Origin of the sequence: Candidatus Ruthia magnifica str. Cm (Calyptogena magnifica) (genome assembly GCF_000015105.1) — a bacterium.
GTDB lineage: Bacteria > Pseudomonadota > Gammaproteobacteria > PS1 > Pseudothioglobaceae > Ruthia > Ruthia magnifica.
Window position 1 is genome coordinate 455,861 of the sequence record NC_008610.1, and the last position, 24,601, is coordinate 480,461.

Below are 24,601 nucleotides of genomic sequence, written 5' to 3' on the forward strand. Positions count from 1 at the left end.
TAGAGCGGCCTATGATTATTACTATTGATGCTAGTGCTAAAGAGCGTAGAGACGCTAAAGTAGCACACGAATTGTTCACTATTAATATGGTTGTTGTCCATTTATTTCTTACCCTAGGCTTGATTAAATTGCTAAATACTAATATGAGCAGTGCAATTGGGTTGTCTATTTTAATTTCTTTTATAATTATTATTTATACTTATTTTCGGACTAAAAAAGCTAAAAGCAATGACCAGTATTTAATTTATTTACATTGGCAGCTTTCACTTAATCGTTACAAATTACTTATTGGTGCTTATATTTTTTATTTTTTAGTCACTTCGTTAACATTGATTATTTCAAACGATGCGCCTGTAAGTATGGATAGCACAAGAATTATTGATTCAATTTTGAATTTGTTGGGTGTGGTGCCATTATTTTTTTGTATTTTGATATCTGTCGTGCTAGGATCTGGCTCAATGTTTAATGCGGGTCGTGGTGAGGTTGATCAAAAATTGGCACAAAAATACCCACAAAGTTAGTGAATGAGTTTTCTTTAATTGAAACCTATTTTAATTGGGGTGGTTCAAATTTAGCTAATTTGGGTATCGGCGATGATTGTGCTGTTATTGATATAGACGCTAATTATCAATTAGTAACCAGTGTTGATACTTTTATTGAAGGCGTGCATTTTCCTTCAAATACCAGTGCCAGTGATATTGCTTACAAATCTTTAGCAGTTAATTTAAGTGATTTGGCAGCAGTGGGTGCACGTGTAAAATATTTCACACTTGCACTAACATTGCCAAATATTAACAAAAAATGGCTTAGTCAGTTCTCTACCTCACTTAAATCTTTAGCAGATGAATTTGGCATTGTATTGGTTGGTGGTGATACCACAAAAGGCATGCTCAGCATTACCATCAATGTTACTGGCGTGGTTAAAAAGAACAAAGCTTTATTACGTTCATCTGCCCAAGTTGGGGACTTAATTTTTGTGTCTAATACGATTGGTGACGCGGCTTATGCTTGGAAACAATTACAAAACAACCAAACGCCTTCTGAGTACGTTATTAACCAATTTAATAGACCAAAACCGCAACTATTTTTAGGGCAACAACTATCAGACATTGCCAATGCTTGTATTGATATTTCTGATGGTTTAGAGCAGGATTTAACACATATTTTGACTCGTTCTAATGTAGGTGCAAGTATTAATCTTGATGATATTCCATTGACCTATGAAGTTAAAACTTATATTGAAAAGACTAACGATTGGTGCTTAGTGCTTGCTGGTGGTGATGATTATGAATTATGTTTTACTGCACCAGTTAAAAATATGAATTTACTAAAAGCGTTACAAAATAAAAACAATATCACAGTCACTCAAATTGGTATTATTAACGATTCTATGGCGTTAACCAAAATTGGGTTTTTTGATAAGCAATGTTGTTCTTATCAACATTTTTAATTGGCGAACAGATATTTTCTGCTCATGGAATATATTTTTAAACTTCTTTTTTCTCTGCGATAGTTTTGCAATCAATACATTCATCAGCAGTAGGGCGTGCCTCTAGTCGCACTAGAGAAATTTCAGCACCACAAGTTTTACAAAAGCCATAATCGCCCAACTCGATAATATATAAGGTTTTATCAATCTTGCCAATTAATTTTCTTTCACGGTCGCGTGTCCTTAATTCTAAAGCAAATTCTTCTTCAAGGGTGGCTCTGTCGTTAATATCGGCAACTTGATTTGAATCTTTTTGGATATGATTGATGGTTGATTCGGCATCATCAACCAATTGTTTTCTCCATGTGTTTAATTTTTTTCTAAAATGTTCAAGCTGAGAATTGTTCATAAATTTTTCATTTTTTTTAGGCTGATAATTAGGAATTTCTTGGTAGTTTGGTTGTGACATAATAACTAGATTAATTAAAAAAAGTGTACTTATACCTAAACTGCCTTAAAATAGCAATTTATTTTTTAAGTTTTTCATTATAAATTTTTTATGGCATTAGAAGCATTAATTTTTGACGTTGACGGAACTTTAGCAAATACTGAGCATTATGGGCATTTGAAAGCCTTTAATCTGGCATTTAAAGAATTAGGTTTAGATTGGCATTGGTCAAACGAGATTTACCATAAATTACTCAATGTGACAGGAGGACAATTACGGATTAAATATTATCTAAAAAAATATAACCCAACGTTTGAACATCAATATTTGGATAATTTTGTTGCCTCTATCCATCAATTAAAAACTAAAATTTATGTACGTTTAACGAATCAGGGTGCAGTACCGTTGAGAACGGGCGTTAAGCGTTTGTTTAATGAGGCAAGAAAAGCCAATCTTAGGTTAGCAATTGCCACAACCACAACCCCTGAGAATGTTGATGCCTTGATTGCAAATACATTAGGATCTGAAGCACTAGATTGGTTTGAAGTGATTGGCGCTGGTAATATTGTGTCAAAGTTAAAGCCATCTGGTGATATTTATACTCATGTATTAAAGCAGATGAACTTAGATTCAACGAAATGCTTAGCATTTGAAGATTCACACAACGGTATCATCTCAGCAACACAAGCTGGACTTAAGTCCATTATTACGGTTAATGAATATACAGATAAGCATGAATTTGATGGTGCGTTGGTTGTGCTTGACCATTTAGGCGATAAATACAAGCCTTTTAACTTAATCAAAGGTGATGCGACTAATACAAGTTATGTTGATGTGGCATATCTACGAGAATTACATGCAACGCATTGTTGATTTAGTAAACGATACACGTGTTTATGATGTGGTGAGTGTTACGCCGTTGTCTTTTGCAGCTCAATTATCTAAGCAAACTTGCAACAGAATTTATCTTATAAAGAGAAGATAAACTGATTATTCATACCTTCAAACTTCGAGGTGCATATCAGAAAATTTTAAACCTATCTGCCGAGCAAAGCCTCTATAAGGAGTTGTAGCGTCAAGTGCAGGTAAGTCATGCACAAGGCGTTGCCTTATCTGCTAAAAAAATTAGGCATCAACGCAATTATTGTTATGCCACTTTCAACATCTAAGATTAAAGTTAACGCTGTTGAGCAATTAGGTGCAAAAGTCGTTCTGCATGGCGATGTGTATGATGACGCTTATCAATATGCCAAACAGTTAGAAAAAAGCCAAGATTTAGTCTTTATTCATGCCTTTGATGATGTTGAAGTCATGGCGGGATAGGCAACCATTGCTAAGGAGTTATTAGAGCAACTACCAAGCATGAATAAGGTTTTTATTCCTGTTGGTGGCGGTTTGATTGCTGGCATGGCAACTTATATCAAGCATTACATCTAATATTAAAGTAATTGGCGTTGAACCAGAAGATTCACCCACGCTTTATCAAGCATTGAAAAATAACAAGCGTGTGATATTAAAAGATGTGGGACGTTTTGCTGATGGTGTAGCGGTTAAACAAATCGGTAAGCAGACTTATCCTATTGCCAAGCAGATGGTTGATGAGGTAATTTTGGTTAATAATGATGAGATTTGCACCACCATTAAAGGTATTTATGAAGATGTGCGTTTAATTGCTGAACCTGCAGGCACATTGGCAACTGCAGGGGTGAAGAAATATATTAAAAAATAATAGTATAAAAAATGAAAATATTGTTTCAATTGTATCAGGTGCAAATGTTAATTTTGACTGTCTGCGTTATATTTCAGAACGTGCTGATTTGGGCGAGCATAATGAAGCTATTATTGCTGTTACTATTGATGAAAAACCAGGAAGTTTTTTAACATTCTGTCAGATGCTAGATAACCATGTAATCATTGAGTTTAATTATCGTTTTGGGTCTGATGCTCAAGCACGTATTTTTGCTAGTGTAGCTTTGAATGAGGGATTAAGCGAAAAGAAAGCCTTGCTGAATAAATTATCAAAATCATTCGATATGCTCTAGATATGAGTGATAATTCAATCGTAAAAACGCATATTAGTTACATGGCAGGTGGTCGTGCAGCTTGTGAAAATGAAGTTATTTATCGTTTTGAATTTCCTGAACGACCAGGCGCTTTACTTAATTTTCTAAAGAAAATTGGTAGTTATTGGAATATTTCATTATTCCACTATCGCAATCATGGCACTGATTTTGGTCGTGTATTAATTGGTTTACAAACCAGTGATACGTCCAAACTTGAGCAAAAATTTGATAAATTAGGCTATTTTTATCAAAATGAAACCAATAATAAGGCTTATCAATACTTTCTTTAAATGTAGTGAATATTGTCTAGATTTCTTTTAAAAAGGCTAATGCTGGTTATTTTAAAAAACTTTATCAACTAGATTGATCGAGTGATAAAAATTATTATTGAAAGCTGTCTTTTAATCATCAAGATTTAATGAAAATTGTAATAATTATCAATCAAATTGTTGGCTTTGTGGTGTATCACAAATAACACAATACATTATTATTTTAAAAACCAAGGTGTGACAGCTGAGTTTCTAAAGAGTAATTTTAAGTCCTGTTAAATATATCTAAAATTTAGATTTGAATAAATTTACAAAGCAAAAGAAATACTATTTAAATGGAAAAGGTGTTAAAATTATGCAGTTTTCAACTGCAAATCTAATCAGTATGAGTTATCAACATATTCAAGTACCCCAAAATGGTGAAAAAATTAGCTTTAAAAAGAGTGTTATCAAAGTACCAAATTATCCAATTATTACCTATATTGAAGGGGATGGTATTGGTACAGATGTATCACCAGTTATGAAAAAAGTAATTAATGCCATTGTTGCTAAAGCCTACAACGGTTCAAAAGCAATTCAATGGATGAATGTTTATGCAGGAGAAAGAGCAAATGATATTTATGGTGAATACTTACCACAAGAAACCTTGGATGCCATAGAAGAGTTTTCAGTGTCTATTAAAGGTCCACTAACTACACCAGTGGGTGGTGGTATGCGTTCTTTGAATGTAGCTATTCGTCAAACGTTGGATTTGTTCATTTGCCAGCGTCCAGTTAAGTATTTTGAAGGAACGCCTTCGCCAGTTAAAGCACCTGAAAAGATTGATATGGTTATTTTTAGAGAAAATTCTGAAGATATTTATGCAGGTATTGAATATCAGGCAGGTACTGCTGAGGTAAAAAAAATCATTGATTTTTTACAAAATGAAATGGGTACGACAAAAATTCGTTTTCCTGATACTTCAGGAATTGGTATTAAGCCAGTTTCTAAAGAGGGTACAGATCGTTTAGTGCGCAGCGCCATTCAATATGCCATTGACAATGATAAAGATTCAGTAACTTTAGTACATAAAGGTAATATTATGAAATTCACCGAAGGCGGATTTAGAGATTGGGGTTATCAGTTGGCATGTGATGAATTTGGTGCAACTACTCTTGGTCATGGACTGTGGAAGTCTTTTAAAAACAAAAATACAGGCACAGTAATTACAATTAAAGATATTATTGCAGATGCTTTTTTGCAACAAATTCTTTTGCGTCCTGAAGAATATTCGGTCATTGCTACGCTTAATTTAAATGGTGATTATATTTCAGACGCATTGGTCGCTCAAGTGGGTGGTATTGGTATTGCACCAGGTGCGAATCTTTCAGGCACAACAGCTGTATTTGAAGCAACACATGGTACAGCGCCAAAGTATGCAGGACTTAATAAGGTTAATCCAGGCTCAATTATCCTTTCAGCAGAAATGATGCTTAGGCATATGGGTTGGACACAGGCGGCTGATATGGTTTTAGAGGCAATGTCTAATGTTATTCAAAATAAAACTGTAACTTATGATTTAGAAAGACTTATGGATGATGCGACATTATTGTCATGTTCTGAGTTTGGTGATGCAATCATTGATTCTATATTATAAAATTATTGTTTACTAAAAGAGTTGCACTCTGTTTTCTAATTTGTACTATTCGTTCCAGTAGTCGCATTATCTGCATCGGCATTTTTGAATAACAATAATGGACTTTCTAACATGGGTCCGTTTAATGACGCTCAGGAGCGAGCTTTAATTATCAAATAATATGAACAATGATTCAGATTAGAGTTTTCTTATAATAATAAAAATATCACTAAAAACACACCTTATGCCTCAGAAGATGGCAATGTAACTGATTTATTTTCTACAATACTAAAGCGCAAGCCGATGGTTTTACTAAAGATTATGAAGATGGAAAGTTTGCATGAAATGCTGATAGCAGAAGTCAATAACTTCAGATAGTGTTAAATTAAAATCATCCTAAAGTAACTTTTTGTCCTTACTATATTTATATGCTGATTAATGATTAAATATTAACTAAATTTTGAATATTTTTTATCTAAAACTTATCTTTTTCACGCTTAATTTAATTAGTTTTAGTGAGCTTTTCTGGTTTCATTATTAATTAATATCATTGACTTCTAATATATTTACCATATAATGCTCTTATCAAGACCACAAAGTCTGATACTTAAAAACCTCTTTACAATAAGAGCGTTAATATTTTTAAATTTGGAGATTAATATGAAAAAAATAATTGCGATTGCTACTTTAGTAGCTGCTACATCAGCATCAGCTGGTTTCTTTAACAATGGTTCAAACAACAACGGTTACGGCTATGGTAACGGTGCTGATAACTGGGGTCCTTTTGACGGTGGTTCTAATTTTGGTCCAATGAATGGCGGTTCTAACTGGGGTCCTTTTTCAGGCGGTAATAATATGGGCCCTTTCAACGGTGGTTCAAACATGGGTCCTTTCAACGGCGCTAACAACTGGGGTCCTTTTTCAAATAACAACGACATGAATAATGATTCTGACTGGGGTTTCCATTACAATAACAAGAACAAAACTAAGAATATTTCTAATGTAACTGCTGATGGTAAATATTCAGGTAATGCTAATGCTAATGCTAATGGCGTTGCTAACGCTTATGCTAAAGGTCAAGCTAATGCATTTGCTAAAGCACAAGCTGACGCTTATGCTAAAGGCTATGCTGATGCTAAAGCTAACGTAACTGTTGACAGCCGTGATCAAGTGATTGCTAAGTAAGATAAGACGCCTAGTTAATGATTGTGATTGGGAGCTTTTTATTATAATAAAAACTTAAACTAAAGTGAATGGATAATATATAGGTGGATTTTAAAACTAAAAAAATAACTGATTTTTAGATTGCTTTAACGTGAATATATCATTATAATTTCACCTTCATTCCTCGATAGCTCAGTTGGTAGAGCAATGGACTGTTAATTCATTTGTCGCTGGTTCGAGCCCAGCTCGAGGAGCCATTAATGCGAGAAAAATCCTATCTATATGATAGGATTTTTTTATTTTAAAATATACTGATTTAGTGTGGTATTTTTTAGATCTTGTTAAGTTTTTCAATAGCTTGTTTTATGTTGTTCATACTTGTGGCAAACGAAAAACGTACATAGCCTGGTGCGCCAAAGTCTGAACCTGAAACTAATGCAATGTTTAACACTTCTAAGCAGTAAGTAGAGAGTTCAATATCATTTTTTAAGCCAAGACGACTAATTAATCCTTTAACTCTTGGAAAAGCATAAAAAGCACCTTGTGATTTTGAGCATTCAACGCCATCAATTTCATTTAATGCGTCAACAATAAAGTCATGTCTTTTCTCAAAAGCGTGAATCATTGTATTAATAATGCTTTGATCACCACTTAGAGCCTCTAAAGCAGCTGCTTGAGCAATTGAGCAGGGATTAGATGTGGATTGTCCTTGGATTTTTTTCATGGCTTTAATAATATTTTCTGGACCTGCGCCATAGCCTATACGCCAACCAGTCATCGCATAGGATTTAGAGACGCCATTGAGGATAATGGTACGATTTTTCAATGTTTTATCAGTCATAACGATATTAACAAAGCCATCATCATTACCCCAACGAATATGCTCGTAAATATCATCAGTGATGATTAATATTTTTTGATGTTTTTTTAATACGTTTACCAGTGCTTGTAATTCAGTTTGAGAATAAACTGCGCCTGTAGGATTAGAAGGGCTGTTAATGACAAATAATTTAGTGTTGTTAGTAATACTTGCCTCTAGTTGTTCTGATGTAATTTTAAAATCTTGCTCTAATCCTGTTTCAATAATGACTGGTGTTGCATCAGCCAAAAGAACTATATCTGGATAACTTACCCAAAATGGCGCTGGAATAATTACTTCATCACCTTGATTTAGCACAGCTTGGCATAGGTTATAAAACACTTGTTTACCACCTGATGAAACCATGACCTCAGCACTGGTGTAAGTTAGATTATTTTCTCGTTTAAATTTATCAATAATCGCTTGTTTTAATATAGGTGTACCATCTACTGCTGTATAGCGAGTTTGGCCGTTTTTAATTGCGTGTATGGCTGCTTTTTGAATATTTTCAGGTGTGTCAAAATCTGGTTCTCCTGAGCCCATGGGTACAATTTTAATGCCTTGAGACTTTAATTCATTGGCTTTTGCAGTAACGGTAAGTGTGGCTGAAGGTTTAACTTTTTGAACTCTATCGGAAAGATATACTGACATGGTTATTAATAAGAAAATAGATTAAAATTGAGTGTTTATGTTAATGAAAAAATCTTGCGTGTGAATAATAAATTTCAACTGATATCGAAATTTTCCCCTAGTGGTGATCAGCCAGAAGCGATTAAAACTTTGATTGATAGTGTGAATGCTGGCGTTAAGTTTCAAACCTTGCTTGGTGTAACTGGTTCGGGTAAAACCTTTACACTGGCTAATGTTATTCAACAAACTAAACGTCCTAGTTTGATTATGGCGCCTAATAAAACATTAGCAGCACAATTGTATAGTGAGATGAAAGAGTTTTTTCCGTATAATTCGGTGGAATATTTTGTTTCTTATTATGATTATTATCAGCCAGAAGCTTATGTACCTGCCTCTGATACTTATATCGAAAAAGACTCTTCTATTAATGAGCAAATAGAGCAAATGCGCTTATCTGCTACTAAGGCCTTATTAGAGCGTGATGATGTTATTATCATTGCTAGTGTGTCTGCTATTTATGGCTTGGGTAACCCTGAAAGTTATATGGCCATGTTGCTGCATTTGAGCGTTGGAGAAGTTACTAATCAGCGTGAGATACTTTTACGTTTGTCGCAAATGCAATATTCGCGTAATGACGTTACTTTAATACGTGGTCATTTTAGAGTTAAAGGTGAAGTGATTGATATTTTCCCTGCTGATTCTGAAGAACAGACCATACGGATTGAAATGTTTGATGAAGAAATTGAACAACTTTATTGGTTTGATCCTTTAACAGGGGAAAAACTAAAGTCTTTACAAAGAGTTACCATCTATCCACAAACGCATTATGTTACCCCAAAATCTAAAATTTTGAATATGTTAGATGATATTAAAGCAGAACTAAAAGATCGAAGAAGCGAGTTATTATCTGTTAATAAATTAGTTGAGGAGCAGCGTTTAACACAACGCGTACATATGGATATTGAAATGATGCGAGAGTTAGGGTACTGCACAGGTATTGAGAATTACTCACGTTATTTATCCAGTCAAAATCCTGGAGATCCACCCTCAACATTGTTGGATTATTTGCCAGATAATGCATTGGTAATTTTAGATGAATCGCATGTGACTGTTAGCCAGATTGGTGGCATGTATAAAGGTGATAGGGCGCGTAAAAAAACGCTTGTTGATTTTGGTTTTCGCCTACCAAGTGCTTTGGATAATCGGCCACTTAAATTTTCAGAATTTGAAGACAGAGTTCATCAATGTATTTTAGTATCTGCTACGCCTGCACAATATGAGTTGGAAGTTTCTAGTGTGATTGTTGAACAAGTAGTAAGGCCAACAGGATTGTTAGACCCTGAGATTGATATTCGCCCTGTGGATACACAGGTGGATGATTTGCTGAGTGAAATACGAATGCGTGTTAAAGCAGGTGAACGAGTATTGGTGACAACTTTGACTAAAAAAATGAGTGAGCAATTAAGTGATTATTTAAACGACCATCATGTTAAAGTTCGTTACTTACATTCTGATATTGATACAATTGAAAGGGTGGAAATTATTCGTGATTTGCGCTTAGGTATATTTGATGTGCTAGTTGGTATTAACCTATTACGTGAAGGTTTGGATATTCCTGAGGTATCTTTGGTGGCTATTTTAGATGCAGATAAAGAAGGTTTTTTACGTTCTGAACGCTCGTTGATTCAAACCATGGGGCGAGCAGCTAGAAATATAAATGGGCACGTCATTTTATATGCTGCTCGCATAACTAAATCGATGCAAAAAGCAATGGATGAAACCAAAAGACGTCGAATTAAACAGCAAGCTTATAATCTGAAAAACAACATCACACCTGAAGGTATTGCTAAGCCTATTATCAATATCCTTGATACAGATTTAACTAGCAACCAAATAGAAGAAGATAATGTTCAGAAAGTTTTTATCCAACTTTCACCTGTACAATTAGCAAAAAAAATTAAAATATTAGAAAAGCAAATGTATAGTTTTGCCAACGATTTGGCGTTTGAACATGCAGCAGATATGCGTAATCAGATTAAACAGCTGAAAGACACTCAATTTAAAAAAATATTTTGATTAACATCAAATTAAACATTAATGAAATATTTTATTCCCTTCAAGGTGAAGGGCGTGAAGTTGGCTTGCCAAGTGTGTTTATTCGTTTAACAGGCTGTCCACTTAGATGCACATACTGTGATACTGAATATGCATTTAAGGGTAATAACTTAATGGCAATTGATGAAATTATTAAAAAAATAAAGCAATACGATACCCCTTACATTTGTGTGACAGGTGGTGAGCCATTAGCACAAAAAAACTGTTGTTTATTGTTGAACGAATTGGTTAAAAATAATTATCAAGTATCTTTAGAAACAAGTGGTAGTATTAATATACAAGATGTTAATGTTTCAGTATCAATAGTTATGGATATTAAAACTCCAGATTCTGGTGAATTTGAACAAAATAAATACACAAATATTAAAAAATTAACCACCAAAGACCAACTTAAATTTGTCATAAGGTCACGTGCTGATTTTGATTGGAGTGTGGCTATTTTAAGCCAATATCCTACCGCTGCAGGTACATTATTCTCACCCGTATTTGGCGATATTACACCAACGCAATTGGCAGATTGGATTTTAGATCAACAATTAAATGTGCGAATGCAATTACAATTGCATAAACTACTTTGGGGTGATGAAAAAGGCAAGTAACTATTGAATAGTGATTTTTCGTACCTGTAGTTTTGGCTGCTTACGTTTTGGAATAGAGATAATTAAGATTTTATTGTTAAAGCTTGCATTGATATTATCAGTATCAACATCATGTGGTAACGTAAATGATTGGTAAAAACTGCTAGATGAAGCACTTGAATTATGAATGGTGTTTTGTATGTTCTTAACATTTCCCTTGATAAAAATACTACTATTGTTGGTAGAAATATCAAGGTTCTCTTTACTAAGCCCATTAACTTTTATTTGAATAATATAGTTGTTTGTTTGATTATCAAAGTATCTTCTACTTTTTGTGTCAAAGTTACTAAAGTTTTGTATTTGATTCATTTTGTAATTGAATTGTCGAAACTGTTGTTCGAAATCGCACCAAACATTATGATTTAAATCATTACCAAAGTGGTTATTATTACTATTGGCATTAATTACGCTGGAAATTATTAATATAGGTAGTAGTACTTTATTCATCATTTTTTTAGTAGTTGCTGATAAATGTATTATACTAACTAATACTTATGTTTTCAAGTCAATATGTCATCAGTAACATGATATATTGGATTTTATAATAATACATTCACCTCAACTAAGTCTTTAGCAATTTTTAGTAATAATTTATATTCAATACTTAGGTGTTTTAAGTAAAATTTCTTTCCTGATAATTTATTAAAAGCTTGTGAATTTTTTAAACTAATAGACATTTTCAGAGTCGTTTTTTAGGCTAAATAATGTTTATAAATTATATGTATTGGTAAATTTTGATGACCACAATAAACATCATACCAAGCAATACAGTAATAGGAATTTATTCAAAAAATTGAGAAAATAATAGAATGAAACTTAGCAAAAAGTACCTTACACAAAGACTGATAAATGATTATGACTATCTGACTTTGATATTAATAATATTTTGTCCTGCTATTATATAACCGCTCTATGCCACATAAAAATCCTGTGACTGTAAAGACAAGTAAGCTTTCAATTAAGCTAATGAGCACCAAAATTATACTATAAGGCAAAATGTCTACGGTTGTTAGAAATGGAAAAACTGGATAAACTGTCAGAGATGAATGTCATGTCATCCACTATTTTGGTGTCAAGATTAAAAATAATCGTTATAGCCACTAAAGTTAAAAGTAGGGTAGTTATTAGTTTTGGTAAATAATGAATAATTTCCATAGAGTAGAATTAATCCACCCGTGATCATTAGCACATTATTAGTAATCCAGTCTCTATCAGTCGTTTTAAAATGACCAATTTGTGCAAAAAAGATCATACTGTTTACGAAATCCTAAGAAAATAGGACGTGGTATTAGGCGAATGAATTTATCCAGTTTTAACAAACTAAATGCAATTTGCAAAAATCCCATCAATATCATAGTTGCAAACAAAGTATTGCACACCGCGTTATACAGCTAATGCAACTATCATTATAGTAAACGCATCTGTTGCATCCGAAATAATTCCTGGAAGACTGTCCAGTATTGAAAAATCATACCAACCATAAAGGTAGCTACAAATCCATTAAGGGGTGAGCAATCAGTGCAAAAAGCCACTACCTTTGATACTAAGGAAAGTGCAACAGTTAAACTTGATAAAAATTATTCTTGATATTATTAGGAGCGTATTAATTAATAAAAATGTATGTTCTTTATTTTGGGATTTGGGTGAATAAATTTATATTGAGGCTGGAATAATGGGCGTGATTGATGCAACATTTGAGTTTTGAGCTCGGTGGCGCATAACATGGTCCATAATGGTTATTGCTAACATGGCTTCAGCAATAGGTGTTGCACGAATACCTACACAAGGATCATGACGGCCTTTAGTAACCACTTCAATAGGTTCTCCATTTTTATCAATACTTTCAATTGGCAAACGTAAACTTGAAGTTGGCTTTAGTGCAATAGACACCAAAATATCTTGACCTGAGCTAATTCCACCCAAAACACCACCGGCATGATTTGACTTAAAACCTGATAGAGTAATGGCATCACGATGTTCAGTACCTTTTTGAGTAATTGCTTTAAATCCAGCGCCAATTTCAACACCTTTTACGGCATTAATACTCATCATACCATGGGCAATATCTGCCTCTAATCGGTCAAAAATAGGCTCCCCTAATCCGACAGGCATATTATTTGCTGTGATATTAATTCTAGCGCCCACTGAATCGCCTGATTTTCGTAAAGCGTCCATATATTCTTCTAATGTCCTAACTTTGCTAGCATCAGGGCAAAAAAATGGGTTATTGTGCACTTCAAACCAATCAAAATTTTCAGCCTTAATAGGACCTAATTGAGATAAATAGCCTTTAATTTCAATACCGTATACTTGTTTTAAATATTTTTTAGCAATACCACCACAAGCAACACGCATGGCAGTTTCCCTTGCAGAAGAGCGTCCACCACCACGATAATCTCTAAAGCCGTATTTTTGATCATAGGTGTAATCAGCATGGCCAGGACGAAATGTGTCTTTAATATTGCCATAGTCTTTAGAACGTTGGTCGGTATTTTGAATGATGAGTGCAATTGTTGTGCCCGTTGTTTTTCCTTCAAACGTGCCAGATAATATTTTCACTAAATCCTCTTCATGACGTTGGCTGGTATGACAAGAAGTGCCTGGCTTTCTAAGGTCTAAATCACCTTGTAAATCAGCTTCAGTAAGTGCCAGTCTTGGCGGGCAGCCATCCACAATGCCAATTAATGCTTCGCCGTGAGATTCGCCTGCTGTGGTGATTGTGAATAATTTTCCAATCGTATTACCACTCATTTACTACTCCTTGTTTGGACAATCGTGTCACAAATATTATCCAGTTTACTTTTTAGTTTGTGAAAATATGTTTTCCAATAAACTCTTTTATATCATTTGTAATTATGACTAGTCTAATTTTTACGTAGTTTGAATTATTTTTTAGCTTTGCCATAGGGTAAATTACAAGTTTTACAAAAAAAAATCGATTTTGTTGACATTTTCTTTAAATTTAGTTAATTTGTTTTCACCACTTATAAACTCAAAGTTTTCATTTTTTATATTACCATTCGTTACAAAAGACCATGCCTTGAACTTTTCGATATTTAGAACAATGGTATATGACAATATCGATAATTTTTTGATGTAGCTTAAATTGTACTGATCCACACAAGCATTAACCTTGATTCATAATAATTTCAGAAAAAATTCTAATTATACCTGTCTATTTAGTCAGTTTGTTATACAGCTAAACAAATCACAAAGTCACCATTAAAGGCCTCAAAAAATGCCCAAACTATGTCAATGATAATACCAATTAAATTTGTCACAATTGAAATTAATAACAGACCAATAGAGTATATAGCACCTAATACTAGAGTTTTTGTTATATTTTGAGATCTTTAATGGTGTCCTCGATGCGATTTGAACACATGACCTGCCGCTTAGGAGGCGGCTGCTCTATCCAGCTGAGCTACGAAGACAATGTGATTATTATCCATGATATGACTATTCATTGAAATCTTTACATTATTTTTTATCTACTCTTATTCGTATGGGTATCGAGTATTTTTTAAAGTGAACTTATGTTTTACAAAACTTCGTAATTGAAATCATAGTATAATTCAGATATTTTTTTACGTAGTATTTATTTCAAAATTACATGAAAAACATCAAGGTTGAAGACAGGCTTATTTTTGCCCTAGATGTACCAGAAGTTGAACAAGCTAAAGATTTAGTTATCCAACTGGATGGCAGTGTTAATTTTTATAAAATTGGCATGGAATTATTAATGACAGGACAATACTTTAGCTTGCTTGATTGGTTATTAGAAAAAGATAAGCAAGTCTTTATAGATTTGAAGTTTTTTGACGTACCAGAAACTGTAGGTAGAACAATTAAACGTTTAAGCCAATATGGGGCTACTTTTGCTACTATTCATGGTAATCAAGCGCTTATGGAAAAAGCTTCTGAAAATAAAGGTGAACTTAAAATTTTAGCAGTAACTGCACTCACCAGTCTTGATAGAGGTGATTTAGATGATTTAGGTTTTGATTGTGATGTGCAAGAATTGGTTATTTCTCGTGCCAAACGCGCTTTTGAAGCAGGCTGTGATGGTGTAGTATCTTCAGGCCTTGAAGTGCCATTTTTACGTGAATATGTTGATAACAAATTAATTGCTGTTACTCCAGGTATTCGCCCTGTGACTAATAATGACGATCAAAAACGCGTGGTTGACGTGGTAACCGCATTTAAGTCAAAATCAGATTATGTTGTTGTTGGTCGTCCAATCAAAAATGCCACTAGTCCATACCGAGCGGCACAAGATATTCAATTGATTATTAAAAGTTGTTTTTAAGTATAAAATCCATTTTTTTAGTCGCGTAGCTCAGTTGGTTAGAGCACTACCTTGACATGGTAGGGGTCGGTGATTCGAATTCACTCGCGACTACCATCAAAACTCTTAATTTTTTAAACACAGATTTATTAGAATAAAAAGTATTTTTTTTAAGTAAAGTTTCTTCATGTTAAAACTAGAGAGGTTAAAACCAGATCAATTTTTAAAAAGATATGTTTATTTTTAAGTTGAAATAATTTATATTTGCGGTTATTTTTACATATTGGACTAATTAAAAATAGTGTGAAACTAAAAGTCATTTGATACAAATGATAGGAATCATTCACAATGCTTGCATTTTTTCTTGTTACAAAGATTTAAAATTAGTTGTTATGTTGCTCTTATTGAACTTTTCCGTATTCTCTAGTAGAGATTTGTATGATAGAAGTATGCAATATTATGATGATGTAGAGCAAAATTATACCAAGGCTTTCAGTGCGTTTGAGTATGTACTAAAGTTGATTGATTTGGATGTACAAACTATATTAGGCATTATGATCAAACTCAAGTTGTTGATAAAAATTTGAATAAGACTTATCAATTTATGATCGTTGCAGTTAGAAAAGACCACAAACTTTCTCAATATAAGGTGTTTATTATGTACAAAAAAGCATTACTTAATAGGTTGCAAAAGGTAAAAATATACTTGTATAGTTTTTATATTGCTTAAAACGTTTATTAAGCAATTTTTCTTCTAAATTTAATTTAAGTATCAAATCAATAATAAAAATTAGAATCAGCAATTGAGAAATTGAATGAGCATTAAGCCTGAAGATAATAATGCACTGATATACATAGGCGGATAAATGCCGTGGGTTGTTAGTTTGTGTTGTTTTTTTAAGGGTAGAGGTGATATAGTAATAAAGGTTTAAGACTAAAGCCACTAATTTGTGAATTAATTATCAAATAGATAGTATGATTAAATTAGATAACAACATAAATCATGGCAAGTACTCATGGTTATAATAAGCCTATTATCTCAAATTTTTTTGTTTAATGAAAATTGATATTGTAATTATTGGTGGTGGTCCAGTAGGTTTAAGTTTTGCTAGTGCTATGTTTGATTCTAATGTTAAAGTGCTATTGATTGAAAGATCAAGTCTTGATTCTATTGCTGATCCTCAAGTAGATGGTAGAGAAATTGCATTAACGCATTTATCATTAAAAATTTTAAAGAAGTTCGGTGTTTGGGATTTGATTAATCAGGCAGAAGTCTCTCTTTTAAAAGAAGCGAAAGTGTTTGATGGAGATTCATCTTCTTTGTTAAATTTTACAATTAAGAATACTTCAATAGATGCTTTGGGTTATTTGGTGCCTAATTATCAAATCAGAAAAGCACTTTATACAAAGGTTAAACAGGCAAAAAATATTGATATTATCACTGATATAAGTGTTAAAAATGTAACTCAATTGGAGGATTATTCACAAGTTATTTTATCTAACGGTGATAAGATTAAGACTAAATTAGTCATTGCTGCCGACAGTCGTTTTTCAGACATTCGTCGAAAAGTTGGTATTCCAGCCCTAATGAAGGATTTTTCCAAAGTGATGATTGTTACCCAGATGAGTCATGAAATATCACATAACAATGTTGCTTTAGAGCGCTTTTATTATGGGCGAACACTGGCATTATTACCAATGGTAGACAAGTTTTCGTCTGTTGTATTAACAATTAAAACTGATCAATCTCAAGCAATGCTTGAGATGAGTGAGGTTGATTTTAATCAAATGATGACGCAATCGTTTAAAGGTGAATTAGGGCAGATGATGCAAGTAGGTGAGCGCCATTCCTATCCCTTAGTTGCAACACATGCACAAACTTTTATCGCGAAGCGTTTTGCTCTAATTGGTGATGCTTCAGTAGGTATGCACCCTGTGACTGCGCATGGGTTTAATTTAGGATTAAGAGGGCAAGATATATTAGCAAAATTGGTTAATGAGGCTTTGGATAATGGCCAAGATATTGGTGCTGAATCATTACTAAAGTTGTATGAGAAAAAGCATATTAATTTAACTAGATTGATGTTTTTTGGTACTAATGGTATTGTGGCACTATTTACTAATGATACGCCAGTGATTAAACAAGTAAGGCGATTTGTGCTTAAGTTTGTCGAGCATTTTCCACCTATTAAGTATCTAATTTCTCATCATTTAACACAAGATAAAAAACACAAATTTTTACCATTTTAATGAAAATTGATTTAACCAGTCTTAGGCATGAATTTACTCAAAGTGGCTTAAATCGAGCTGATTTGAGTAGTAATCCCTTTGAACAGTTTAAGTTGTGGTTTCAACAAGCCCAAGAAGCAAATGTGGTTGAACCAAGTGCCATGAGTTTAGCAACAAGTGATGATAGTGAAATAAGCATTAGAGTTGTATTGCTCAAATACTTTGATAGACATGGTTTTGTATTTTTTACAAACTATAATTCTAAAAAATCTAAACAACTTCAAATCAATCCAAATGTGGCTTTATTATTCCCATGGTTGGCCTTAGAAAGGCAGATCAAGATTTCTGGTTATGTAAAAAAAGTCAACACGTTTGAATCTTTAAAATATTTTTCTTCCAGACCAAAAGCATCTCAACTAGGTGCTTGGGCATCGCAACAATCATCAAATTTATCTTCAAGACAGATATTATTATCTCAATTTGAATCAATGAAGGTTAAATTTAGTAAAGGTGAGGTGCCATTACCTGATTTTTGGGGTGGTTATCGTGTCATACCATCAAAGATTGAATTTTGGCAGGGCAGAGAAAATCGATTGCATGATCGATTTATATATCAATTAAGCGAAGATAAGTGGAGAATTGAGCGTCTAGCTCCTTAAATTACTTAGAACTTGTTCAGTATTAGGTTTTACACCTGTCCAAAATTCAAAAGCTACTGCTGCTTGTTCAATCAACATACCTAAGCCATCGCTAATCATTGAGCCATGGTTGATTGTTGCCCAATCCATAAATGGCGTTTGTTTGCCATACATTAAATCGTAACAAATTGCATTATTGGCAACGCCAGAGGCGATATCAGGCATTTTCCCATAAAGTGATGTACTGGTGGCATTGATAATAATATTAACAGGGTCGTGTTTAATTTTATCCAAATCAAAACCGCAAGTCTTGCCAAATTTAGCAAAGTCTTTAGCCAATTTAATTGCTTTAAAAGGGGTCCGATTGGCAATCATAACGTGATTGGGCTGTTGTTTTAAAAGAGGCAATAAGATACCTTGTGTTGCACCACCTGCACCTAAAATTAGGATAACTTTATCTTTTAATTCAATACCAAGATTGTGAGTTAAATCATTGACTAGCCCAATACCATCAGTATTTTCACCAATGATTTTATCTTGTTCTATTTTTATAGTATTAACTGCACCTGCTATTTGAGCATTTAGTGTAAGTTCACTTGCAAATTTAAATGCATCTAGTTTAAAAGGCACAGTAATATTAAAACCATTTGCACCTTGATTGATAAATGCTTGTGCCGAAGATGAAAAATCATCAATAGGTGCTAAGATTTTATCATAACTAACTTCAAACCCAGTCTGTTGAGCAAACTGAATGTGAATATTTGGCGATAAACTATGTTTAATTGGATTGCCAAAAACAGCAAATTTATACATTATTAATCTTACTTTTTATTCACTTCAGTTTTTATTGAGATTTTTGTTGTTTGGTAGTATTATTTTGATTGTTATTCACATTGGGCCTCCTATTGTTAGGATTTATTCTATGTTTATTGGGTTGTTTTTTCTTCCTTCCAAACAAAACATTTTTTATTTTCTCAAATAAAGAAATTTTCTTTTCAGGAACGCGCGTGCTAGGTCTATTTACATTAATAGCTGGAATTTCAGCTTGATCTGAAAGACCATTCTCGGCTAGTACATGTTGTGGCTTTGAAATACTTTGATAGCTTTTATGCTGTGACCTTTTACTTCCTTTTTGTTTATTAATGGTGAAATTAGGAAATTGCATATATGGATTGGGTAGTAAGGTGATTTTAATGCCATGCTTGCCCTCTAATTTTATTATTTCTTGACGTTTTTCATTCAAAATGTAAGTAATGACTTCTATACTTGATTGAATGGTTAAGTGTGCTGTTTGCTTGGCAGCATTACAACCGTCTTCAAGCTGTCTTAAAATGGTTAATGCTAAAGTTGGAATGGTTGGTGTAGTGCCACGACCATGACAAGCAGAACAAGGTTTTTCGACTGATTCAGTGACTGAATTCATCAAGCGTTGTCTTGACATTTCAAGTAAACCAAATTGAGAAATAGTGCCGATTTGGATACGCGCTCGATCTGCATTAGTGGCTTTTTCCATGGCTTTTTCGATTGATACTCTATGTTCTTCAGAAGCCATGTCGATAAAATCAATCACGACCAATCCACCAATGTCCCTTAATTGTAGTTGTAGAGCAATTTCTTTAGTTGCTTCAAGGTTGGTGTTATAAGCGGTTTCTTCAATGTCAGCACCTTTAGTAGCGCGAGCAGAGTTGATATCAATGGCAGTAAGTGCTTCAGTCGGATCAAAGACAATGATGGCGCCTGTTCGTAGCGATACTTCTCGATTAAATACGCTTTTAACCTGAGCTTCAATGCCCATATGGTTAAATAAAGAATGTTCAGAAACATCAAAAAACTTTATGCGGTCCAGGTAATGTGGCAACACAAAACTGACAAATTCTTTGGCATTTTGAAAAGCTTCTAATTCGTCAATAATAACACTGTCAGTATCAGAACGAAGATGATCGCGTAATGTACGAATAATAATATCACTTTCTTGATAAATTAAGAAAGGCGCGCTGCGTGTTAAAGTCGCTGTATTAATTGATTTCCATAAGTCAGAAAGATAATCCACTTCCCATTGCAACTCTTCAAAACTTTTACCAGAACCTGCAGTGCGAATAATTAAACCTGAATGGTTAGGTAGAATAATTTTGCTAATAATTTCTTTTAAAGATTGTCTATCTAAAGCGACTATTTGTCTTGATATGCCATGATTTTTCGGATTATTTGGCATTAAAATCATATAAGCACCAGCAAGATTGATATAAGTGCTGAGTGCTGCACCTTTATTACCACGCTCTTCTTTTTCAATTTGAACAATAATTTCTTGCCCTTCTTTTAAAACATCAGAAATAGTTAGTTTTTCACCTTTAGCTTTGACATCATTGTGTAACGTTTCTGCAACTTCTTTAAAAGGTAAAAATCCTTGCTTTTCTTTACCGTAGTCAACGAATGCTGCTTCTAGTGATTGTTCTACTCGAGAAATTTTGCCATGATAGATATTACCTTTAGTTTTTTTATTAAGGCTAGTTTCTATATTAAGGCCAGTTAGTTTTTTGTTTTTGACAATACCTACTCTGATTTCTTCGGAATAAATTGCATTGATTAAAATATGATTCATGATTAAGTCCTAGTGTGAATGGATTTTGTTGCGCATATAAAGGCTCAACACTGGTGTGCTGATTTAGTGTTGAAATGTGATTTATTCTTATCATAAAATAATTAAAAACTTACCCCTTTAGGGGTAATTCTTTTTATTTAATCACTCAAAAATAGTTAATTTATTTTTGTATGGCAACAAAAAGTTCAAAAATATTTGTAGTATTTCTTATTTATTTTTGGCACTAAAAATATTTGAAACAATCTTTTTAGATGATGGAAGTTTAAACATCAATTTTACGAATTATATCATAAAATAGTATGAGATTTATCAAAAACCCTTATTGGTTAAGTGTACGACCGCCATCAACATTAATAATTTGCCCAGTAATATAGGTAGAATTGGCTAAAAATAAAATAGTATCAGCAATATCTTGCGCACTACCTTGCTTTTTTAGTGCAATTTTTTTTAGTATTTTGTCTTTTTGAACTTGTTTAAGTTCAGCTGTATTTTCTGGCCACAAAATTGACCCAGGAGATATTCCACAAACACGAACATTAGGCGCTAATTCTTTAGCTAGTGTTTTGGTCGTCATAGCAATGGCTGCTTTAGAAATGTTATAAATTGCATAATTTTTTAAAGGACGCTCGCTATGAATATCTACAATATTGATAATGCAACCTTGGTTTTGAGCTAATTTATCACTTAAAGTGCTGGATAAAAATAAAGGAGCCATAACATTGGTGTCCATAATGGATTGATAGTCATGCTGATTTAATTTACTGACGGGTGTTGGGTAAAACACTGATGCATTGTTAACTAAAAGATTAAGTGACTTAATGATATCGCAAAGTTTACTAACTTCTTGAATGTTGGATAATTCAGCTTGCAAGGTACTAGCAGAATTTTGGCGAATGTTGTTAAGCTTATTTGTCAAGTTTTTAGCATCTTTTGATGAATTTCTGTAATGAATAATCACATGGTAATTATTTTTGTGCAAGGTATGGCAAATTTGCGCACCAATTCTATGTGCCCCGCCTGTGACTAACGCTGTTTTCATATAAAATACGCCAAGTGAGTCTTGAACAAATTATTAAAAACACTATTATACAAAATGCTAACCCTATAAGTTTCGATGAATTTATGGATTTGGCACTTTATCATCCTACATTGGGCTACTATCGATCGGGTTTGGAAAAATTTGGCGAAAGGGGTGATTTTATTACCGCACCAGAAACTTCAGATTTATTTGGATTTTGCTTAGCCCGTCAATGTGCGCAGGTGTTAAATGGCACTAACGATATTTTAGAGTTTGGTGCTGGTAGTGGTGTTCTTGCTACTCAGATACTTTTCAAACTAGGAAGATTAAACAGCCTACCAAAGAAGTACTATATTTTAGAGTTAAGTGCTGAACTTAAACACAGGCAAGCGCAAGCCATTAATAAAATATTACCAGAATTAATGGATAGAGTGGTTTGGCTTGATGAACTGCCAGCAGATTTTTCTGGTGTAGTGATTGCTAATGAAGTGTTAGATGCCATGCCAGCAAAACGCATTGTCTATAAAAATAACCAATTTTATGAATTAGGTGTTGATTATTGTGGAAATGAATTTTGTTGGAAAATATTTGATTTACCTTATCAAAGTGATAAGACACTCTTGCCTAATAATATGGTTGAAGATTATAAAACTGAAGTCAATCTTCGTGCCATGGCGTGGATTAACTCATTATATATGGCTACCAATGAGGTACTAGTATTGTTGATTGATTATGGCATGGGTAGAAATGAATATTTTCATCCACAAAGGTTAAACGGCACCTTAAGGTGCTATTATCAACATAAGGCGAGTGAAAACCCGTTTGTAAATATAGGAGAGCAAGATATTACTACATCGGTTAATTTTTCTGATATTGCCGATCAGGCAAGTGTTAGTGGTTTTAAGGTTAGTGGTTATGCAACACAGGCGTTATTTTTGATTTCATTGGGCATTGATGAGTATTTGTTTGAACAGCTAGATGAAAATAAATATATCAATTTAGCGCAACAAGTTAAACAATTGGTTTTACCTAGCGCAATGGGCGAGAGTTTTAAAGTGTTAGCTTTAAGTAAAAAACTATCGATAAAATTAACAGGATTTATTGAACAAGACTTAAGCAATAAATTGTAAAAGGCTTTTATAAAATATGAATATTTTCCAAACAATCGTTTTGGCATTGGTTCAAGGTTTAAGTGAGTTTTTACCTATTTCCTCTTCAGCGCATTTAATTTTAGTGCCAGAATTAACCAATTGGACTGATCAAAGTTTAGCATTTGATGTGGTGGTACATATGGGTACTTTAAGTGCGGTGATATTTTATTATCAAGCTATGATTAAGTGTTTGTTTTTTGATTTTTATCACTCAATAATTAAACGTCAAACCATTGGAGAATCAAAGTTGGCATGGGGTGTGTTATTAGGTACTATTCCAGTAGGACTGGTTGGTATGATATTTAGAGATTCTATTGCAACTGATTTGCGTTCAGTAGAAATTATTGCTTATGCAACACTAGTATTTGGCGTGCTTTTAGGCTTTGCCAGTTGGTTTAGTCATAGAAATAAAAATCAAAAAAGTACAATTAGTTGGGTAGATATTGGTTTTATCGGTATGGCGCAAACCTTAGCATTAATTCCAGGAACTTCTAGATCAGGAATAACAATCACGGCTTGTATGTTGGTGGGGCTATCTAGAAAATTATCAATACAATTTGCATTTTTATTATCCATTCCTGTGATTAGCCTGTCATTAATACTTATATTGATTGATTTGTATCATCAGGCGCAATTGGTGAATGTTAGTTTATTGGCCATGGGCTTCGTGGTTGCAGCAATTAGTGCTTATGTAACCATTGTTTTTTTTATCAAGTTAATAGATGCAGTTGGTATGATGCCATTTGTTATCTATAGATTAACTTTAGGCATATTTTTATTTTTTTTCATTTTATGAAAACATATCAATTTTAATTTAAATCTTTTTTATCCTTAACTTTTCCCCTTGTTGTTATTTAATTGGAACAATGTTACTATCCGAAAATATTGGGATTATTTAGAACGTCAGACGTTTACTGCACTTAATCAATAACTTGTTGAATTTCACTCAATATGGAATGATTTTTTTGGCAATACTCAGTGTTCTGGTTGCTGACTTTATTCCGCTATTTTTTATTGGTTTGTTTTTTACTTTAATGATGGTTTATTTAAAAATAAATACAAAATGATAGGGCTGATTGGCTTTATTATTTTGTTAGTTTCAATGTTGTTTATACGTGAGATAATGAATCTAATATGTGAAGTATACAAATTTAGGTAGAAAAACCCTATACTAGTTGCAAATTCAGCACTTTGTTTGTTTTTGATGATTCCTTAGTTTAGGTTTAAAATACATGTCTGAAAATAGCTTTACAGGAGACCATGCTGCGGTTTTATTTACTTGGCCTGGATATTATTTATTTTTTGTTCATAATCGATGGCGTTGGCTCATTTTTATTATTGTTCTGGTTTTTTCATGTTAAGGCCGATGGCCGGCGCTCACTGGTTTAGTGATATTATGGTTGGTGATATTGGTATTGCCACAACGACTTTAGCGTTTGTGCTATATA

The 24,601-nt window shown here is 33.3% G+C and carries 20 protein-coding genes, 3 tRNA genes and 1 pseudogene; 15 read left to right on the top strand and 9 right to left on the bottom strand.

All coding sequences use genetic code 11. The features are described 5' to 3' along the window. Positions 1–11: 11 nt before the first annotated feature. Together RMAG_RS02100 and thiL are read left to right on the top strand one after the other, a co-directional pair. A complete protein-coding gene (locus RMAG_RS02100) occupies positions 12–521 on the top strand; it encodes a hypothetical protein (protein ID WP_011737805.1) in 510 nt (169 codons plus the stop codon). After that, positions 521–1,450, top strand: a complete 930-nt coding sequence (gene thiL, locus RMAG_RS02105) for a thiamine-phosphate kinase (RefSeq protein WP_011737806.1) — start codon at positions 521–523, stop codon at positions 1,448–1,450. The genes RMAG_RS02100 and thiL overlap by 1 nt, the downstream gene beginning before the upstream one ends. Before the next feature lie 37 nt (positions 1,451–1,487). On the opposite strand, the gene dksA is transcribed toward thiL, so the two are convergent. Then, positions 1,488–1,898, bottom strand: a complete 411-nt coding sequence (gene dksA / locus RMAG_RS02110; protein ID WP_011737807.1) for an RNA polymerase-binding protein DksA — start codon at positions 1,896–1,898, stop codon at positions 1,488–1,490. A gap of 90 nt (positions 1,899–1,988) precedes the next feature. Here dksA and RMAG_RS02115 point away from each other — a divergent pair, with 90 nt between their 5' ends. From RMAG_RS02115 to RMAG_RS02135, 5 genes and pseudogenes are all read left to right on the top strand, one after another. Continuing rightward, positions 1,989–2,750, top strand: coding sequence for an HAD-IA family hydrolase (locus RMAG_RS02115; RefSeq protein ID WP_011737808.1), 762 nt, complete (start codon positions 1,989–1,991; stop codon positions 2,748–2,750). Beyond that, positions 2,734–4,230 (top strand): annotated as a pseudogene (ilvA, locus tag RMAG_RS02120) (threonine ammonia-lyase, biosynthetic). The gene RMAG_RS02115 and the pseudogene ilvA overlap by 17 nt, the downstream one beginning before the upstream one ends. Positions 4,231–4,594: 364 nt before the next feature. Continuing rightward, positions 4,595–5,845 carry an NADP-dependent isocitrate dehydrogenase gene (icd, locus tag RMAG_RS02125; protein WP_024792305.1) on the top strand — a complete coding sequence of 417 codons (1,251 nt, stop codon included), beginning with the start codon at positions 4,595–4,597 and terminating at the stop codon, positions 5,843–5,845. Positions 5,846–6,484: 639 nt separating this feature from the next. Further along, a complete protein-coding gene (locus RMAG_RS02130; RefSeq protein ID WP_011737810.1) occupies positions 6,485–7,009 on the top strand; it encodes a hypothetical protein in 525 nt (174 codons plus the stop codon). A 160-nt stretch (positions 7,010–7,169) separates the two neighbouring features. Next, positions 7,170–7,245: transfer RNA gene (locus RMAG_RS02135), tRNA-Asn, on the top strand. A 74-nt stretch (positions 7,246–7,319) separates the two neighbouring features. On the opposite strand, the gene RMAG_RS02140 is transcribed toward RMAG_RS02135, so the two are convergent. Beyond that, the gene (locus tag RMAG_RS02140; RefSeq protein WP_011737811.1) at positions 7,320–8,498 is read right to left on the bottom strand and encodes a pyridoxal phosphate-dependent aminotransferase; all 1,179 of its coding nucleotides are present in this window, start codon (positions 8,496–8,498) and stop codon (positions 7,320–7,322) included. A gap of 60 nt (positions 8,499–8,558) precedes the next feature. Here RMAG_RS02140 and uvrB point away from each other — a divergent pair, with 60 nt between their 5' ends. Beyond that, entirely contained in the window at positions 8,559–10,553 is a 1,995-nt protein-coding gene (gene uvrB / locus RMAG_RS02145; RefSeq protein WP_011737812.1) for an excinuclease ABC subunit UvrB, read from the top strand. Continuing rightward, positions 10,550–11,191 (top strand): 7-carboxy-7-deazaguanine synthase QueE, encoded by a 642-nt coding sequence (queE, locus tag RMAG_RS02150; RefSeq protein WP_011737813.1) that lies wholly within the window; start codon positions 10,550–10,552, stop codon positions 11,189–11,191. Before uvrB ends, queE begins: the two co-directional genes overlap by 4 nt. On the opposite strand, the gene RMAG_RS02155 is transcribed toward queE, so the two are convergent. The 4 genes from RMAG_RS02155 to RMAG_RS02165 all read right to left on the bottom strand — a co-directional run bounded on the left by RMAG_RS02155 (position 11,192) and on the right by RMAG_RS02165 (position 14,664). Beyond that, positions 11,192–11,539, bottom strand: a complete 348-nt coding sequence (locus tag RMAG_RS02155) for an Hsp20/alpha crystallin family protein (RefSeq protein ID WP_235093716.1) — start codon at positions 11,537–11,539, stop codon at positions 11,192–11,194. A gap of 230 nt (positions 11,540–11,769) precedes the next feature. Next, on the bottom strand, positions 11,770–11,907 hold the full coding sequence (locus RMAG_RS05820; protein WP_157834516.1) for a hypothetical protein: 138 nt from the start codon (positions 11,905–11,907) through the stop codon (positions 11,770–11,772). A 976-nt stretch (positions 11,908–12,883) separates the two neighbouring features. Next, positions 12,884–13,981, bottom strand: a complete 1,098-nt coding sequence (gene aroC / locus RMAG_RS02160) for a chorismate synthase (protein WP_011737815.1) — start codon at positions 13,979–13,981, stop codon at positions 12,884–12,886. 606 nt (positions 13,982–14,587) lie between these two features. Further along, positions 14,588–14,664 (bottom strand) — tRNA-Arg (locus RMAG_RS02165). Between the two features lie 179 nt (positions 14,665–14,843). Between RMAG_RS02165 and pyrF the strand changes: the two genes are divergently transcribed. The 4 genes from pyrF (at position 14,844) to pdxH (ending at position 18,406) form a co-directional block, all read left to right on the top strand. Continuing rightward, a complete protein-coding gene (gene pyrF / locus RMAG_RS02170; RefSeq protein WP_011737816.1) occupies positions 14,844–15,539 on the top strand; it encodes an orotidine-5'-phosphate decarboxylase in 696 nt (231 codons plus the stop codon). A gap of 19 nt (positions 15,540–15,558) precedes the next feature. After that, positions 15,559–15,635, top strand: a tRNA-Val gene (locus RMAG_RS02175). 939 nt (positions 15,636–16,574) lie between these two features. After that, positions 16,575–17,768: a 5-demethoxyubiquinol-8 5-hydroxylase UbiM gene (ubiM, locus tag RMAG_RS02180; protein ID WP_011737817.1), complete on the top strand. Its 1,194-nt coding sequence runs from the start codon at positions 16,575–16,577 to the stop codon at positions 17,766–17,768. A 5-nt stretch (positions 17,769–17,773) separates the two neighbouring features. Beyond that, entirely contained in the window at positions 17,774–18,406 is a 633-nt protein-coding gene (pdxH, locus tag RMAG_RS02185; RefSeq protein WP_024792303.1) for a pyridoxamine 5'-phosphate oxidase, read from the top strand. Here the strand turns inward: pdxH and aroE are convergent. The 3 genes from aroE to RMAG_RS02200 form a co-directional block, all read right to left on the bottom strand. Beyond that, complete coding sequence (aroE, locus tag RMAG_RS02190) at positions 18,395–19,198, bottom strand: shikimate dehydrogenase (protein WP_011737819.1); 804 nt, start codon at positions 19,196–19,198, stop codon at positions 18,395–18,397. The two genes, pdxH and aroE, sit on opposite strands and share 12 nt — an antisense overlap. A 31-nt stretch (positions 19,199–19,229) precedes the next feature. Then, complete coding sequence (locus tag RMAG_RS02195; protein ID WP_011737820.1) at positions 19,230–20,984, bottom strand: Rne/Rng family ribonuclease; 1,755 nt, start codon at positions 20,982–20,984, stop codon at positions 19,230–19,232. A gap of 319 nt (positions 20,985–21,303) precedes the next feature. After that, entirely contained in the window at positions 21,304–22,023 is a 720-nt protein-coding gene (locus tag RMAG_RS02200; RefSeq protein ID WP_011737821.1) for a pteridine reductase, read from the bottom strand. A 14-nt stretch (positions 22,024–22,037) separates the two neighbouring features. Between RMAG_RS02200 and RMAG_RS02205 the strand changes: the two genes are divergently transcribed. Together RMAG_RS02205 and RMAG_RS02210 are read left to right on the top strand one after the other, a co-directional pair. Next, positions 22,038–23,132, top strand: a complete 1,095-nt coding sequence (locus RMAG_RS02205; protein WP_011737822.1) for a class I SAM-dependent methyltransferase — start codon at positions 22,038–22,040, stop codon at positions 23,130–23,132. A 16-nt stretch (positions 23,133–23,148) separates the two neighbouring features. Continuing rightward, positions 23,149–23,949, top strand: coding sequence for an undecaprenyl-diphosphate phosphatase (locus RMAG_RS02210; protein ID WP_011737823.1), 801 nt, complete (start codon positions 23,149–23,151; stop codon positions 23,947–23,949). Positions 23,950–24,601: the final 652 nt, after the last annotated feature.

Coding starts and splice junctions, on each gene's coding strand:
- RMAG_RS02155 (WP_235093716.1), bottom strand. CDS start 11,539: ATGAATCAAATACAAAACTTTAGTAACTTTGACACAAAAAGTAGAAGA.
- ubiM (WP_011737817.1), top strand. CDS start 16,575: ATGAAAATTGATATTGTAATTATTGGTGGTGGTCCAGTAGGTTTAAGT.
- RMAG_RS02210 (WP_011737823.1), top strand. CDS start 23,149: ATGAATATTTTCCAAACAATCGTTTTGGCATTGGTTCAAGGTTTAAGT.
- RMAG_RS02200 (WP_011737821.1), bottom strand. CDS start 22,023: ATGAAAACAGCGTTAGTCACAGGCGGGGCACATAGAATTGGTGCGCAA.
- RMAG_RS02130 (WP_011737810.1), top strand. CDS start 6,485: ATGAAAAAAATAATTGCGATTGCTACTTTAGTAGCTGCTACATCAGCA.
- aroE (WP_011737819.1), bottom strand. CDS start 19,198: ATGTATAAATTTGCTGTTTTTGGCAATCCAATTAAACATAGTTTATCG.
- RMAG_RS02140 (WP_011737811.1), bottom strand. CDS start 8,498: ATGTCAGTATATCTTTCCGATAGAGTTCAAAAAGTTAAACCTTCAGCC.
- RMAG_RS02115 (WP_011737808.1), top strand. CDS start 1,989: ATGGCATTAGAAGCATTAATTTTTGACGTTGACGGAACTTTAGCAAAT.
- icd (WP_024792305.1), top strand. CDS start 4,595: ATGAGTTATCAACATATTCAAGTACCCCAAAATGGTGAAAAAATTAGC.
- RMAG_RS05820 (WP_157834516.1), bottom strand. CDS start 11,907: ATGTCTATTAGTTTAAAAAATTCACAAGCTTTTAATAAATTATCAGGA.
- aroC (WP_011737815.1), bottom strand. CDS start 13,981: ATGAGTGGTAATACGATTGGAAAATTATTCACAATCACCACAGCAGGC.
- pyrF (WP_011737816.1), top strand. CDS start 14,844: ATGAAAAACATCAAGGTTGAAGACAGGCTTATTTTTGCCCTAGATGTA.
- dksA (WP_011737807.1), bottom strand. CDS start 1,898: ATGTCACAACCAAACTACCAAGAAATTCCTAATTATCAGCCTAAAAAA.
- RMAG_RS02100 (WP_011737805.1), top strand. CDS start 12: ATGATTATTACTATTGATGCTAGTGCTAAAGAGCGTAGAGACGCTAAA.
- RMAG_RS02195 (WP_011737820.1), bottom strand. CDS start 20,984: ATGAATCATATTTTAATCAATGCAATTTATTCCGAAGAAATCAGAGTA.